Origin of the sequence: Curtobacterium flaccumfaciens (assembly GCF_013359815.1) — a bacterium.
Taxonomy (GTDB): Bacteria; Actinomycetota; Actinomycetes; order Actinomycetales; family Microbacteriaceae; genus Curtobacterium; species Curtobacterium flaccumfaciens.
In genome coordinates this window covers 42,525-56,776 of the sequence record NZ_JABMCF010000026.1, presented here as the reverse complement: position 1 = coordinate 56,776, position 14,252 = coordinate 42,525, and the positions used below count along the sequence as shown (strand labels likewise).

Below are 14,252 nucleotides of genomic sequence, written 5' to 3'. Positions count from 1 at the left end.
TCGCCGCCGGGGAAGAAGGCTATGACACTGGCCGGTGGAACGTATACATGACGCCAAAGGATCCCGATAGCGCTCTCCTTCGCCGCGGGGATGAACGCTATGTGGACCCGACGTACAAGGGCGACTATCAGATCGACGAGGACAGCATCAGCCTGACCGAATAACGAGATATCGGCTACTACAACCGAATGCCGAAGATTCCGCCATGCGGAGTCTTCGGCATTTTTACGCACTGCCTCGATCCGAAAACAATTTCCTCAAGAATGTCAATTAACTTTGCCGATATCTAGGGAATATCTCTGATATATGCTAGAATAGTATTACGGAAGGAGGTGGTAAAAATGGACTACCTAACACTATTGATAGCAGCACATGACGCTGTCCAGATAATTATTTGGTCGTGCGTCGCGTGGGCATGGTTGAGACGCCAAAAACGCCCCAGATGACTAACCCAGGGCGTTGGTGGTGTAACTAAGTTGGCGCTTTGACTATACCACCATTGCCCGCCTTGGGGGTGGGTGTCTCCTCGGAACACCCACCCCCGGTCTCCGGACCGCCTTGCACTGACAGAAGTCTCTCGTAGAGTCTCATCAGGTATTGAACGGGGAGGCTCACCGATGGCTAAAAAGGTGGCGAAGTACCAGGAAGCTCGCCTGTGGGAGGGCGCGGGAGTCGACAGGCAGTCTCGTCCGGTGAAACCGGGCGACATAGTAGATCGCCCTGCCCGGGGCGACCTGACATGCCTCTACTGCCCGGTGCCGCTGTCCTCGGTCACCGCTTCTGTCAATCAGAAGGGGACAGAGATCCCCGCGCACTTGCGTCTCTCCCGGAAGCAGACACACGCTGTCGACTGTCCGCTGAACTTCCGCACGCTCATGGAGGGTGTCCGGGCGACAGAAAGAGTCGAGATCGACGCCCGTGACAAAAAGTACTTCCTCCGGCTGCCCGGGGAACCCGTCGAGCGTGCCGTGGAACGCACCACAGACACGGTGCGGAAGCGCACGAACGCTCCGTCATGGGCTGCGACGTTCGCCAGCGCCGTGCGGATCGTCAAGTTCATGCGGCAGTTCGATGACGACGAGGCCTTCGCGAACCAGCTCCGCATCGAGTACAGAAACGGGAAGGGTGAGGTCGACCTCGTCTTCTGGCGTGACTTCTGCTTCGAGGTATCAGATGAGGCCGCTCTTCGCCGTTACTACCGTCGTCTTTCGGAAGTCACCTACCAGACGCAAATTTCGCCTGTGGCGATGATCTTTGAGGCTGAACAAGAGCCGCTCTCGACAGTGAACGGCGCAAAGCACCGTGTCACGTCACGCACGAATGTGAAGGTCCGGTGGCGCGGCCGTGGTGACGAGCGTGAACTGGTCGTGGCCGCATATTCGGCGGACAAGCTCGCTAATATCCACGCTGGCGATCGGTTCCTCGTGCTTGCCCACGGGAGGGATTGGCCACGCGACTTCGACAACCGTGTGGAGATCCGACTCGACGTCGACCAGTCCTGGCAGATCGCCAAGCTCTGAGCTGACAGCTATGCGCTGGCCTTCTCCACGATGCGGCGGGCTTCCACGACGGTCTCCCGGACGACGCGGGCGTCGAACCGACCGATGCGGTTGATTCGGTTCTTCTTGCCGTTGCGCAGTTCGCTGGCGAACGTGCGAGCAGCCCCGTTGCTCGGGCCGTTGTAGACAACGGTCCAGGTGCGGCCGTCGTTGATGACGAGGATCTCGATAACCTGCGCCTCTGTCGTGGGGCGTGCGGCGGTGACGATCGGGAGTCCGAGCTCGGCGCCGGTGGCAGTGGCGCTCGAGGTGAGGTCCTCGAGCAGCCACCCGGCGGTCTTGGCGCTGACCTTCTGCAGGTTCGGAAGCTGCCGGGCGGCCTGATCGGCGCTGATCGGCATGTAGGTGGCTGTGCGATCTGAGGCGTAGAAGTCGTCCTCGACGGCAGTGCTGTGCTGCCAGGTGCCGGTGTTGGGCAGGTAGACAAAGATCCGGTGCTCGCCGGCCGTCTCATGGGCGGCGATCCACACCAGGTTCTCGTCGCTGTCGCGGACTACGTAGAACTGGGTCATCGGTTCGTCTCCTCTGCTTCATTGTGCGCCACGGAGTACGGATTCGGGTAGGTCTTCTCCGTCAGCGGACGGCCCCCGATGCTGGTGAGCCGGTTGAGGCCGGCCGGTGTCGGGATCTCGCTCGAGCGGTCGAGCATGCGTTGGTGGGCTGCCGCTCGTTCGGCGTAGGGGTGTGTGCGGTCGCGCTCGAGCTCGTAGTCGACGTGGTTCTCGTCCTTGACGGCCTGGCTGAGCTCGGAGTGGAACTGGATCTCGACGGGGCGCTCGTCGCCGTGCTGCACGAGGACGTGGATGCCCTTGTACGCGTTGCCGGCGACGTAGGAGTGCTCAGCGGACACCACGGCGTACCCGCGCGCCTCGAGGGCGGCGATCGTGGTGGCCGCGGTGCCGGCGAGGTCATCGTGCCGCGGGGTGACGGCGGTGTAGCGGAGCAAATCGGTCAGCTTGTCCGAGACTCCCACCAGGCCACCAGCACTCTGCGCAGCTGCCGTGACGGCCGCGCGGCTGCGGATCTTCCGGGCGAGCGAGGCGGGGCTCTTCACCCGGAACTCGAGCCCGTGCGGCCGGGCGCCGGCAGGGATCGCGTCGACGACGTCAGTGGTGGTGTGCTGCTCGGCGGCACGGGTCTCGGCGAGCACGGCGATCGTCTCGGTGGCGATCGCCGGCGCGTAGTCCCGCCAGACGGCCTCTGCGCCGTCGTCTGCCGCGTTGCCTGCCCAGTCGACCACGGGGAGCGGTTTCACCTGTTCGGGCGCGAGATCGGCTGTGGTGAGCTGCTGGAGGCGTCGCCGGTCCCGGCAGCGCCGGCCTCCCTCCGCGCAGGACTGACACACGGGGTTACTCCCCCTCGAGCAGCTGCTGGGAGCGTTCGTACTTCGCCAGCAGTCGTCGGCGTGTGGGCTCGTCGAGCTGCGCGAGACGTTCGGGGTCGGTGTTGTCTTCGATGTCGGCGCCCTTGACCGCTCGGGCACCGGCTCGAGCACGCACGCGGGCGAAGTACTCCTCGGGTGACTCCCCCGCGCGCTTGGTGACGGCGTCGACGTCATCGACGACGTCGACGGGGATGCCGCGATCGAGGAGATCCGCTCGGGTGAGCTCGGTGTCCTCGAGGACGTCATGCAGGAGCGCTGCCGCGACCACACCCGCCGAGGCATCTGGGTTCCGCCGGCGGACTCTCTTGGCGACGCGGACAGGGTGCTCGATGTAGGCGCGGCCGGCCTTGTCGACCTGCCCAGCGTGCGCCTCGCGGGCGATCGTCAACGCCACCGCGATCAGCTGCTCCTGTCTCATGCGTCCAAAGTAGCACGTTCCTAACGCAACTTACAGACTCTGTATCTTCCGAACTTCGTAACTCTGTTGCTTCCGAACTCCGGGTGTAGTACATTCGTCAACGTCAGATCGAAACCGGAAGGACGCACCATGCCAACTCCACGGAAAGCTACCGCTGCGGCAACACCAACGGCGCCCTGGATCGTCGCGATCGCGATGCAGAAGGGCGGCGTCGGCAAGACCACGACCACGATGGGACTCGCCGCAGTGCTGTCCGAGACATGCCGAGTCCTCGTCGTCGACATCGACCCTCAGGGCTCGGTCACGTTCTGGGCCGAGCGAGCCGGGGACAACCTGCCCTTCGACTTCGCCGCGGACCTCGACCCCAACAACCTCGCCCGGCTGCGGGAACTCCCGTACGACGTCATCATCGTCGACACCCCGGGCTCGCTCGAGTCGACCCACATCCTCACGCCCGTTCTGGACGAGGCCGACTTCGTCATCGCTCCGACCGAGGCCGAGGCGCTCTCGATCGATCCGCTGCGCAAGACCATCGAGACACTCATCGTCCCGCGCGGCCTGGACTACCGGGTGCTGATCAACAAGTACGACCCGAGAACACCCCAGGATCTCGAAGACATCCAGGAGCTCGTCGACCAGATCGGCCTGCGCCGGTTCCAGAACGCGGTCCGCCGATACAAGTCGCACTCCAAGGCTCCGATCGACGGGTTGGTCGTGACGCAGTACCGAGCGTCCCGCAACGACCTCAAGGCCAGCGAGGACTTCCGCCGCATCGCAATGGAGCTCCTCTCAATCCGCGCCATGTCACCCCGAACCGTGCAGGAGGACCACTGATGCCTCGGAAGAAGCTCACCGCACTGCTGGACAGCTCGGCAGCCGACGAAACAACCGAACCGCAACCGGCGGCGGATACGGCCCCGACGGACGCTCCTGCCACCGCCGCGACCACGCCTGAGACACCCGAGCCGGCGGCTGAGAAGCCGGCCGCGGCAACCGCGCTGTTCGAGGAGCTCACTCGCAAGGAGTGCCGGTTCCGGGACGAGCAGCTCGAGGACCTGTCTCGCTACGCCCGCCGGCTGCAGCGCACACGCCTGGCTCCGGGACCGCGCATCACCGACAACACGCTGATCCGCGTCGCCGTCGACCTGCTGATGTCGCGCGCCGACGAGCTGCAGGGCTCCACTGAGGCTGAGCTCCGCGCCTCCCTCGGCCTCACCGACTGACTCTGTAAGTCTGTAAGTCCGGACCTCTGTAGCTCTGGAACTCTGGAAGGAATGCGCGATGGACAACAGCTTCCGTCCCCGCGGTTGGACCCCGAAAGAGGTCCCCACGATCTGGCTCGACCACACCACCGGCCAGGGCGTCACCCGAGAAGGCACCACGGTCCGGCCGAAGGTCGGCGGTAACCGGAAGAACCCCAACCTCACGGACTTGCTCGACACCGCGGCCAGCTTCGGCGCCGAGCGGATCATGCTCACCGGCAAGCGCCCGGAGCCAGCGCCCGGTATCCGGCACTGGCTGTTCGTGCAGACCCCCAACTGGATTCCCGGCTCCCACTGGGTTGCCGGCGGACCGCCCACGGGCCGGTTCGAGCATGCGGTCACGGGCCAGAAGATCGAGGTCCGCACCGTGGAGGAGTGGTTCGGCGACGTTCCGCTCACGCCGGCGCAGGCCCGCATGGCGTGGAACACGCTCGAGGAGATCGTCGCCGGCGTCGACGACCGTGCACGGCTGATGCTCTCGCCGGCGGCGACGGGCACGAACCTCTGGGCGTGGTCGCTCCCGAAGAACGTCAACCCGATCCCGGTGTCCCCGGACATGGCGGAGGAGATCCGCGGGAGCGCGGGGCAGCACCACTACGACCACATGGTCGCCGGGCCGAGCATGAGCCAGCATGACGACTGCGTGCCGCTGATCGATCCGAAGAAGACGAAGAAGATCCAGACCTTTGCCCACGTCGACGGCCGGTTCATGTATGCCTCTCTCGGCCGCGAGCTTGGTATCGGCCCGGGCCTTCGTTTAAAGCGCTCCGCTGCATACGACCTCCTCGAGAACGACCCCTACGCTCGCGCACGGTTCTTCGTCCGCTTCACGGTGCCCAACGACTGGAACCACGTCGGGCTACTCGGCATGCAGCACCGCAAGGTCGAGGACGGCTGGTACTACCCGAACCGTCCCGGCGCGACGGGGGAGACCTGGGCCGATGCGGCCGAGGTGTTCGTTGCGCTGAACGCGGGATGGCTCGTCGAACCCCTCGAAGCGATCCAGTTCACCCGCGCCCGCCCCCTGGACACGTTCTACGAGCGGATCAAGCGCGCACGCGACCGTGTGCAGGGCAACCCAGATCTCCCGCCGCTGCTGCGTCGCGCTCTCGCCGGGGCGCTGCGCGCGATCCTGCTGCAGACCGTCGGTAACTTCAACTCCGCGGGACGTGCGCAAACCCGGGTCGCGGAGAGCGCGTTCGATGTGCCGGCGGAGTACCAATCGACGATGGTCCGGCAGGGGAAGCTGTTCCTGTACCAGATCCCCAGCACCGTCAGCGAGCGGGCGCGGATGTTCTTCCACCCCGAGTTCTCCGCGCAGATCTGGGGCCGAGGCCGCGCTGCGGTGCTCTCCAGCGCATCCGGGCTCGGGCTCAAGACCGCAGGAGCTCTCGCGGTCCCTGGCCACACACTCATCGGCATCAACGGTGACGCGATCTACACGACCGAGGTCCCCTCGTGGAGCCTCCCGACCGAGCACGGCGGCGGCGATGACGGGAAGACGGGACGCCTGCGACTGCAGGGCATGCTCTCGGGCTCATTCCTCACGCCGGAGACCCGCAACTCCCGTGACGCGCTAGCGAGGCGTGCCGACGCTGCCGGCCCCGCCGCGGCGTGGGCGAACGGTGCCGACGTCGCGGCCGAGGACGTGCCGTCATGAGCGACGCGACGTCGCGGCGGGACAGCACCGCGCAGGAGCTCGTGCAGGAGCTCCGCGGTCGCGGCCTCAGCGTGGCGGAGATCGCCGGCGAGCTGCAGCGATCGCCACGCATGATCCGCAAGGTGCTCAACGGGGAGACCAGCGGCTCGGTCTACCGCGCATCACTGCTCGAGCTCGCCCGCACCGGGCAGACCAACACGATCCCGCCACGTCGCCGTGGCCGTTCCGGGCAGCTCGTCCGCGTCCGCAACAAGGCCGGCGCCGCAGAGGCCACCGTGGTGCCCCAGGACACCGGTGGCCGGTACACCCAGGACCGGCAGGGTGGCCGACTGCGGACGACGACGTACCTCGGCGGTGGTGGCCGCCAGCATGACCTGCAGATCCCGAAGGGCCGCACCGCGAAGGGCCGCCAGCAGGCGAACACGGAGATCCTGCAGCGTGTCCGGGGCGCCGCCCGCGGTCAGGCCCGCGACACCCAGCAGATGATCAAGGCCCGCGTCACCTACGCCAACGGGCGGGTGATGGAGGTCAAGGAGTACAACGCCTCGACGATGCTCAAGCGCATCAACGAGCACGGCGGGGACGCCCTGTCCTGGCTCCGTGACGAGAACGGCAAGCGGTACACCAACCTCGACGTCTCAGAGCAGCCGATCACCGGGATCACGATGACGGTCTACGGCAAGAGCAAGACGCAGGAGTACGACCGGCAGAAGGCCCGCGGCCGACAGCGGCGCACACAGTCCGGGTGGCGCCCGAACTACTGACGACCGACGCAGAGAACGGTCCGTACGGCGATGGGGGATCGCGTACGGGCCGTTCATGCATCCGGGGTACTGGGACCCGGCGCGGCCCCGCGGCTCCACTTACCCGTCGCAGGTGCTTGAGGCCCCGGCAGCGCTCGGGATACCGGGGGTACCGGGGGTACTCGCAACAAGATTCCCGCGCATAAGACTTATTTTGTTGCGTTCGCGCGTATAATTGCAGCATGTCTATCACCGCGGAGCGTCGACTGGCGAGCCTTGCCGCTGCTCAGTGGGGCATGCTCACCGCGGCGCAGGCGAACGCTGCGGGCATCGCGCGGAGCACGCTGGTCCGCCGCGTGCAGGCCGGGACGCTTCTGCGGGTCAGGCCGGGCGTCTACCGGCTGCCCGGTACCCCCGCGGAGCGTCTGGAGGACATCCGCGCGGCGTGGCTCGCCAGCGATCCCGCGACCCTCGCCCGCGACCGGCTGGCCACGCCGGATGTCGTCGTCGGTGGCGCAGCCGCAGCCTGGAGTCACGAGATCGGCGACCTCTACCCCGCCCCGTACCTGCTGTACACCAGCAAGCGCCGCCAGAGCACGCACGACGATGTCCGCTACAGCCGCCGCAGCCTCCCGGCGTCCGACGTGACGATCCTCGACGGCCTCCCCGTCACCACTCGTGAGCGCACGATCGCCGACCTCCTCAACGAGGGCGACCTGTCCCTCGTCGCCGATGCCCTCAGAGACGCCGAGCGCGCCGACAACGACCTCGACGTCCCGGCCCTCATCGACCACCTCGGCGCCCACGCGAAGCGACTCGGCTACGACGACGGCCGCGAGCTGTACGTGGCGCTGCGCAGCCTCGCCGGCGTCGATGCGGCACGCCTGAGAGACATCGTGGAGAGCACCGACCTCACGGAGCGCATCAGCGCGGTGTTCGGCGAGCAACTGCAGACGCTTCTCGCTCCGGTCTACGGCCGCATGGGCGCCGAGATCGCCGAGATGCTCAGACCTACCCGGGAGTACATGGACAAGCGGATGCGACAGATGCCGGCACTGCAACCTCCGCTGGTGACGCTTCCCGATTCGGTGCTGCCCAAGATCGGCCTCACGCCCGCCACGCAGGCGATGCTCCGGGATCTCGCGGAGCGCAGCGCCAAGCTCACCGAAAACTCGCTGCCGAACATCGGCCTCACGCCCGCCACGCAGGCGATGCTCCGGGATCTCGCGGAGCGCAGCGCCAAGCTCACCGAGCAGATTCAAGGACCGGTGGAGGCTCTGCCCGCGGCCACTGATGATCTCGCCGACACCACCCACGACGAGGACAAGGGCAACGAGTGACCAAGTCAGAGGACTACGCGACTCCCGAGGCCACCTGGCAGGCCATCGGAGCCGCGGCGAAGAGCGGTGCTGCAGCTGTCGGCATGCCGGTCGTGACGCTGCGACAGCTGCTGCTGTTCGACCGGCTTCTGTCCCGGGTGTTCGACGGCGATGAACGGTTCGTGCTCAAGGGCGGGACGCGGATGCTTGCGTTCATCCCCCGTGCCCGCGCCACAGTCGACATCGACCTCGAGACTGCCGCGGTCAGCATCGACGATGCGGTCAAGGCGCTCGACGAACTCCTAGACCGCGACATCGGCGATCGACTCCGGTTCGTCCGGGTCGCGCGTTCCGCCGGACCGGGGAGCGCCGACCAGCCGAACGTGACGATGGTGAAACTCACCTACGAGGCTGTGGGGACACGTCAGAGCGTCAAGCTCGACCTCGCCATCCACGACCGCGCCGGAGCGGCGACGGTTCGCGCTGATCCGGGGTTCCGTGTGCCCCTGGGTCGTGCAGTGCCGGCGCCCGAGTACGTGATGGTCGCGATCGAGCAGCAGATCGCTGACAAGGTCGCCGCGATGATGGAACGCAGCCACGGCGGTGACGGCCGTTCGTCCCGGGCGAAGGATCTCGTTGACCTGGCGCTCATCGCGCAGAACCTGCCGTGCGACGCCGGGCTGCTGCGTGACGCCCTCGAGGTGCAGATCACCACTCGCGGGCTCGACCCGTTCGTCGAGGTCGACGCGTCGGACTCGATCCAGCGCACCTTCGCGACGGTGGCGAAGAAAGCTCCGGATCTCCGCATCACCTGGCAGGACGCCGTGGCCCTGACGAACCGGATGGTGGGCCCGGTCCTCACCGGCGCCATCGCAGCCGGCCGGTGGGACCCGCAATGGGGCGCCTGGAGGTAGCCGGACACGAGCGGCACGACGCTCATGGATGCCTCGAGGCGACGGTGGCGATCTGAACGGATTTGGCCGGGGTGCTCTTCCCTGACTCTTCACCGTGGATAGGATTGGCCGGGCCGTGCCCCCCCCCCCCCCCAGGGCTAAGGGCCGGCCAACCCCTACCCCCGTCTCGACTCAGTACCTCCGGAACTTACAGACTTCCGGGGTCTGGTACTTCGGTTCTCCGGCAGTTCCGTACTGCCAGAGATCGGCACTTCGGTGGTCTGTGACTTCGGCTCTCTGGCAGTTCCGGGCCTCCGAACTCCGGGCGTCTGGAACTCCCCACCTTCGGATCTCCGGCACTTCCGATGTCCGGCATCCAGGCTGCTGCGCGTTGCACCGCTCGCTCAGCCAACGTCGGGCAGTGCCGCCCGGCGGCTCGCTCAGCGGGTGCCGGTGATGCCGGCGGGCACGTACGGCAGCGACCGGTGATGCCGGGAGCTCGGGGTGCCGGCGGAGCGGGCTGCGGTGATGGCGGCGGCGAGCTCGTCCTCGTCAGCGGCGTCGACGCGGGCCTGGGCCGCCTCGAGCTCGCGCTGCCACTCCGGCACGGCCGACGAGCGACGGCGTCGGGCCACAGCGTCGGCCGGCGTCGCGTCGTCGACATCGCCAGCGACCGGTGTGGTTGCGCCGGTCGGGGGAGTACTCGCAGCGTCCTCGGCGGCGTGGAGGGCCTGCAGCCGGACCCACCCGTCGCGGAACGTCTCATCGGTGGCCCAGAGCTGCTCGAGGTCGCGCTGCCCGTTGAACTCCGGGGGAGTGGGGGGTACCGACCCGTTCGATGTCGGACGGCGGAACGCACGAGCGAGCCGAGCCCGGAGCCACCCGAGGCCGTCACGGAACCGGTAGTGAGGTTCCCACCGCAGGACTCGTTCCAGCAGCTCGTCGACGGTGTACGAGGCGTCGATGCCGAAGTCGTCGAGGATGCGCACCAGGCCCAGCACGGAGCGTCCCTGCGTGAACCGACCGACCACGGAGCCGTCCGGGCGCACCGTAGCGGCGTCCAGGGCCGCGACGAGCCGCCGGAACGCCGGCGGGCGCTCACTCAGCGGGCGCATCGGCGCTCGTGTGCTCTTCGGCCGTGTGGGAGATCCCTGCTGTCCCGGTCGCGCAGCGGCTGTCCGCCGCGAACGCGGCTTGTTGGGTATCTCTGTAACGGGAAAAGAGCTTCTAGTTGAGGTTTCGGGATGTAGGTGGAAGGTGCCGCCCCCGCGACCAGGTCGACGAGTCGCCGCTGCAGCGGCCAGGTGCCCCGGCACGATCAGTGCCGCTTCGTTGCCCACAGCCTTCTGGTAAAGCCCACGAGCACGGAACATCGCCTGCTCACGAGTCGACAGCGGCCGACCGACCCGCACGATTGCGTAGAGGCCCAGCTCGGCGAGGATCGCGGTCACCTGCTGCACACGCTTCATCGCCGCCTGCACCCGGCGACGGCCAGCATCGGTCGACACGTCGACGTCGTCGAGCAGGCCGGCCTTCATCGCGATCGTCTGCCGTGACGCGGTCACCCCGCGCCCCGTGGCGTTGTCACCGAACGACGCCAGCGCGTGCACGATCGCCCAGAACGGCTCGTCGGCCACCCACTTGCGCACCCACGCCTTCCGCAGCGCACGACCCCGTTCGGAGTCGACTGCCGCAGCGGCTGCAGCGAGGTACTGCCGGCGGGACGACCATGCCGGCAGCGCCGCGTACGCACCCTCGGGCGCGGGCAGCGTTGACGAGCGTCGGCCCACGCGGGCGCGCTCAGTCCAGTCGGTACCCCACGACTTCGGTGCCTTGAGCGCGACCCGTCGACGATGCCCGCGGGCATCGTCGAGGAATCGCCAGGCGACCCGATCCGAGTGAACGGTGGGTGCGACGGTTGCGGGTACATCAGCAGACGACCCGCGTAGGTCCGGGGCAGCGGGGGGTACCGAAGTACCGGACCCCGGGAGTTGGGAAGTTACAGACTTCCGAACTTCCGGCGGCGAGTCGTGGCTAAACGTACTTGTAGGGCTTACGATGGGATCACCCCCGGGACCTCCATTCCGGCGGGTACGACGAAGGTCCGGCGATCAACCGGTGCTTCGAAGGAACGAACTCGGAACCTGTAAGTCGGCAAACTGGGCAGGTTCAGAGCCAAAAACGTGGGCCCCTCGCTTCGGCGGGGGGCCTTTTGGTTTAGGCCTCGTCGATAGGCAGCTCCCCGTCGTCGACCGAGACCGGGTACGGCCACCACACGGGCACGCCCCGGGAGTCCAGCTCCAAGTGCGAGATCATCTCGTCCACGAACGCGGAGTCGGCAACGCCGACTCGCTCCGCGATACTCGTGACCCGGTCCTTCGAGTCCTGCTCGATGAGCCAGCTCGAACGGACCGGGTTGAGAATCGCCTTGCGACGCTTCCGGGGCTTGGACATGAGGCAAGGCTAGACGTACATGTACGCTTCGCTGCGGCTCATCGCACGCGGCGTGTCGGCTCACGCGACGTCCTGGGGGAGGCGCATGTCGATGCGGTCGTCGCCGGGCAGGGAGATCGTGCCGGGCTCGCCGGACTCGTAGTCGCGGTAGGACAGCTCGACGTAGCCGTCCTCGGCGTCGTCGTAGCCGGCGAACTCGAGGACGCCCCAGACGCCGTCCTCGACCTCGACGAGGGCGCCCTCAGTCTGGAGGTACCCGCTGCTGTCGAGGAGCTCTTCCACGCTCGAGGTGCTGGGCTCGGTGTAGCCCTCGAACGGCTGGAGCTGCTCGTCGGGTTCCTCGGCCTCGATCTGGATCTGCTCGAGCTCCTTGGCCGCGGGGGTCTCGTAGACGCCGGCCATCTTCCGGACCGGCATCGCGTCGGCGATCGTCGCCTTCGCGATCCGCGCCTCCATGTAGTCGATGAAGTCGGCGCCGTTCTTGATGACCTTGCCGTGGTCGTCGAACTCGGGGGAGTCGTCCGGGTCGATGATCCGCTTGGTGTCCCATAGGTTCACCCGCGGCCGGAGGTTCTCGACGAGCTGGAGGTCGGTCTCGAACGCCCACTCGGAGGGCTGCTCCGGGTCGGTCTGTTCCGGGTCCGGAGTCCAGTAGGTCTGCAGCTCGACGGGGGTACCGGCCTTGTTGCGGGCCATGCCGCGGCCCTTGGCGTTCACGGGCACGGTGGTTCCGGTGACGAACGACTGCCACATCATCTTCGCGCCCTCGGGGGAGAGCTTGCCGAGGCTGACGCGGAAGCCGAAGTTGTCGCGCATGTCACCGGTGAGGAACTCCGCGTCGGGGCGCTGCAGGCCGATCAGGAGGTGGATGCGGAGCTTGCGGCCGAGGCTGACGATGTCGGAGAACTCGGTGAGGGTGGCCGGGGTACTGGCGGCTCCCTTGGGCTTCACGAACCCGGAGCGGTACCAGGCGAGGAGGGCGTTGCGGAAGGTCTTGAACTCGTCGACGACGAACAGGACCGGCTCGAAGTCGTTCAGGCGCACGCGGCGGCTCTCGTATGCCTCCATCCGTTCCTGCATCAGCTCGTAGACCGCGTGCACAACGCGGGCCTGGTGGTCGATGCGGCCGGCGATGAGTTCGACGTTGGGGTACTCGCGCAGACCGAGCAGCTCGATGCGCTTGCCGTCGATGCCCCAGATCCGCCAGCCGTGTGCGGCGAGGTACATGACGATGCCGAGGATCACGACGGTCTTGCCCTTGCCGGTCTCACCGGTGACCATCCCGTGGGCCTGGTCCTTCGGCTTCCAGACGATGACTTCGCCGTCTTCGTCCTTCCCGATCGGGACGGCCATCTGGTCGTAGCCGGCCTTTGGGTCCACGTTGTCGGGGGCGACGGACGGGTTCGGGATCAGCGACTCCAGCTTGGGCCGCAGCTCGAAGCGGACGAAGTCGCGTTGGAGATCCCAGAACGCCCGCCACCGGCCGGCGAGCACGGCACTGGTGGCGCTCTCGATGTGGGTGCGGACGCCCTCCCGAGTCAGTCGCGGGGACACCTCGAACTTGACGGTGATCTCCTTCGGGTCACCGGTCTCGTCGGTCTTCGTCGTGACCTGCGCGTCCGAGCCGAACGTCTTCGCCATCTGGGTCCGGACCCGCTCGACCTTCTCGTCCGCCTCACGGTCGGTGGCCGAGTCGTGCTCGACCAGCCAGACCAGGCCACGGCGCTCGTGGTGCTTCGCGACGCGGTAGCTAACACCGAACCGGGCGGCCGCACGCCGACGGAGCTCGCTGATGAGCTCCAGGGTGCTGCTGTCGACTGCGGAGGCGGTGTTGTAGGACAGGCGGAGCTTCCGGGGCGTGCCGACCCATGAGCCCTTCCAGGTAGCAGCGCGCACCCGGGTCCGGTCCGGTTCTGGCCAGCCGAGTACCGGGGCGACGCTGACGAGGAACAGGTCGACCAGCGCGGTTCGGCGGGCCGTCCTGATGTGCAACGCGACGGTGCCGGCGATCGCCAGTACCGCCCCGATCCCAATGCCCACGGCGTATCCCGTGGCGGACATGGCCGCTGCGATGCCCCCGCTGACGAGGGCGAGCGCGGCGATCACCACGGAGGTACCGAGCCAACCGTGCCGCCGCGGGAGCATGTCGATGCCGGCGGTGCGGCTCATGCGCGGACCCCCTGAGAGGCCGCGAGACGGCGAAGGCGAGCGCGGACGCGGGCGCGAACGTAGGCGCGGATGATGAACGCCGCGAGGGTCCCGATGAGGATGAGCGCACCGACGCCGATCACGATGCGGATCAGGTCGAGACCGGCACCGCTGCCGATCGGGATGATGACGCCCTTGGTGACGAGGATGTGCTTGCCGATGAGCCAGGCCTGCACCTTGGGAACCGTGGACGCGAGGATGCCGGGGCCGAAGAGGACGAGCGCTCCGAGACCAACCATCCACGCCACGAAGCTGTCGTCGGAGTTGTTGCTGTTCTGCATGAGTGATCCCTTCGCCAGGAGCCAGCGGCTCTCACTGGTAGAGGGGTGACCTCGCCGGACGGGACCGGGAC

Annotated in this window: 14 protein-coding genes; 7 read left to right on the top strand and 7 right to left on the bottom strand. The window is 67.3% G+C overall.

The window, feature by feature from the left end; translation table 11 throughout:
- Window positions 1–629 precede the first annotated feature (629 nt).
- Window positions 630–1,520: a hypothetical protein gene (locus HP445_RS00685; RefSeq protein ID WP_128781794.1), complete on the top strand. Its 891-nt coding sequence runs from the start codon at window positions 630–632 to the stop codon at window positions 1,518–1,520.
- Window positions 1,521–1,528: 8 nt separating this feature from the next.
- Here HP445_RS00685 and HP445_RS00680 read toward each other — a convergent pair whose 3' ends face one another.
- The 3 genes from HP445_RS00680 to HP445_RS00670 all read right to left on the bottom strand — a co-directional run bounded on the left by HP445_RS00680 (window position 1,529) and on the right by HP445_RS00670 (window position 3,361).
- Window positions 1,529–2,071, bottom strand: coding sequence for a hypothetical protein (locus HP445_RS00680; RefSeq protein WP_128781793.1), 543 nt, complete (start codon window positions 2,069–2,071; stop codon window positions 1,529–1,531).
- Entirely contained in the window at window positions 2,068–2,799 is a 732-nt protein-coding gene (locus HP445_RS00675; RefSeq protein WP_217499629.1) for a nucleotidyltransferase family protein, read from the bottom strand. Before HP445_RS00675 ends, HP445_RS00680 begins: the two co-directional genes overlap by 4 nt.
- 109 nt (window positions 2,800–2,908) lie before the next feature.
- Window positions 2,909–3,361, bottom strand: a complete 453-nt coding sequence (locus HP445_RS00670) for an HD domain-containing protein (RefSeq protein ID WP_128781791.1) — start codon at window positions 3,359–3,361, stop codon at window positions 2,909–2,911.
- A 129-nt stretch (window positions 3,362–3,490) separates the two neighbouring features.
- On the opposite strand from HP445_RS00670, the gene HP445_RS00665 reads away from it, so the two are divergent.
- The 6 genes from HP445_RS00665 (at window position 3,491) to HP445_RS00640 (ending at window position 9,259) form a co-directional block, all read left to right on the top strand.
- On the top strand, window positions 3,491–4,195 hold the full coding sequence (locus HP445_RS00665) for a ParA family protein (RefSeq protein WP_128781790.1): 705 nt from the start codon (window positions 3,491–3,493) through the stop codon (window positions 4,193–4,195).
- Window positions 4,195–4,584, top strand: a complete 390-nt coding sequence (locus HP445_RS00660) for a hypothetical protein (protein WP_206647642.1) — start codon at window positions 4,195–4,197, stop codon at window positions 4,582–4,584. Before HP445_RS00665 ends, HP445_RS00660 begins: the two co-directional genes overlap by 1 nt.
- Window positions 4,585–4,642: 58 nt before the next feature.
- Window positions 4,643–6,283: a hypothetical protein gene (locus HP445_RS00655; RefSeq protein WP_128781789.1), complete on the top strand. Its 1,641-nt coding sequence runs from the start codon at window positions 4,643–4,645 to the stop codon at window positions 6,281–6,283.
- The gene (locus HP445_RS00650; RefSeq protein ID WP_128781788.1) at window positions 6,280–7,047 is read left to right on the top strand and encodes a hypothetical protein; all 768 of its coding nucleotides are present in this window, start codon (window positions 6,280–6,282) and stop codon (window positions 7,045–7,047) included. Before HP445_RS00655 ends, HP445_RS00650 begins: the two co-directional genes overlap by 4 nt.
- Before the next feature lie 221 nt (window positions 7,048–7,268).
- Window positions 7,269–8,366: a type IV toxin-antitoxin system AbiEi family antitoxin domain-containing protein gene (locus HP445_RS00645; protein WP_175330757.1), complete on the top strand. Its 1,098-nt coding sequence runs from the start codon at window positions 7,269–7,271 to the stop codon at window positions 8,364–8,366.
- Window positions 8,363–9,259 (top strand): nucleotidyl transferase AbiEii/AbiGii toxin family protein, encoded by an 897-nt coding sequence (locus HP445_RS00640; protein WP_128781744.1) that lies wholly within the window; start codon window positions 8,363–8,365, stop codon window positions 9,257–9,259. Before HP445_RS00645 ends, HP445_RS00640 begins: the two co-directional genes overlap by 4 nt.
- Before the next feature lie 419 nt (window positions 9,260–9,678).
- On the opposite strand, the gene HP445_RS00635 is transcribed toward HP445_RS00640, so the two are convergent.
- The 4 genes from HP445_RS00635 to HP445_RS00620 all read right to left on the bottom strand — a co-directional run bounded on the left by HP445_RS00635 (window position 9,679) and on the right by HP445_RS00620 (window position 14,181).
- On the bottom strand, window positions 9,679–11,028 hold the full coding sequence (locus tag HP445_RS00635; RefSeq protein WP_128781743.1) for a hypothetical protein: 1,350 nt from the start codon (window positions 11,026–11,028) through the stop codon (window positions 9,679–9,681).
- Window positions 11,029–11,455: 427 nt separating this feature from the next.
- On the bottom strand, window positions 11,456–11,692 hold the full coding sequence (locus HP445_RS00630) for a hypothetical protein (protein ID WP_128781742.1): 237 nt from the start codon (window positions 11,690–11,692) through the stop codon (window positions 11,456–11,458).
- A 60-nt stretch (window positions 11,693–11,752) separates the two neighbouring features.
- On the bottom strand, window positions 11,753–13,861 hold the full coding sequence (locus tag HP445_RS00625) for an FtsK/SpoIIIE domain-containing protein (RefSeq protein ID WP_128781741.1): 2,109 nt from the start codon (window positions 13,859–13,861) through the stop codon (window positions 11,753–11,755).
- A complete protein-coding gene (locus HP445_RS00620; RefSeq protein ID WP_128781740.1) occupies window positions 13,858–14,181 on the bottom strand; it encodes a hypothetical protein in 324 nt (107 codons plus the stop codon). The genes HP445_RS00625 and HP445_RS00620 overlap by 4 nt, the downstream gene beginning before the upstream one ends.
- Between the last annotated feature and the right edge of the window lie 71 nt (window positions 14,182–14,252).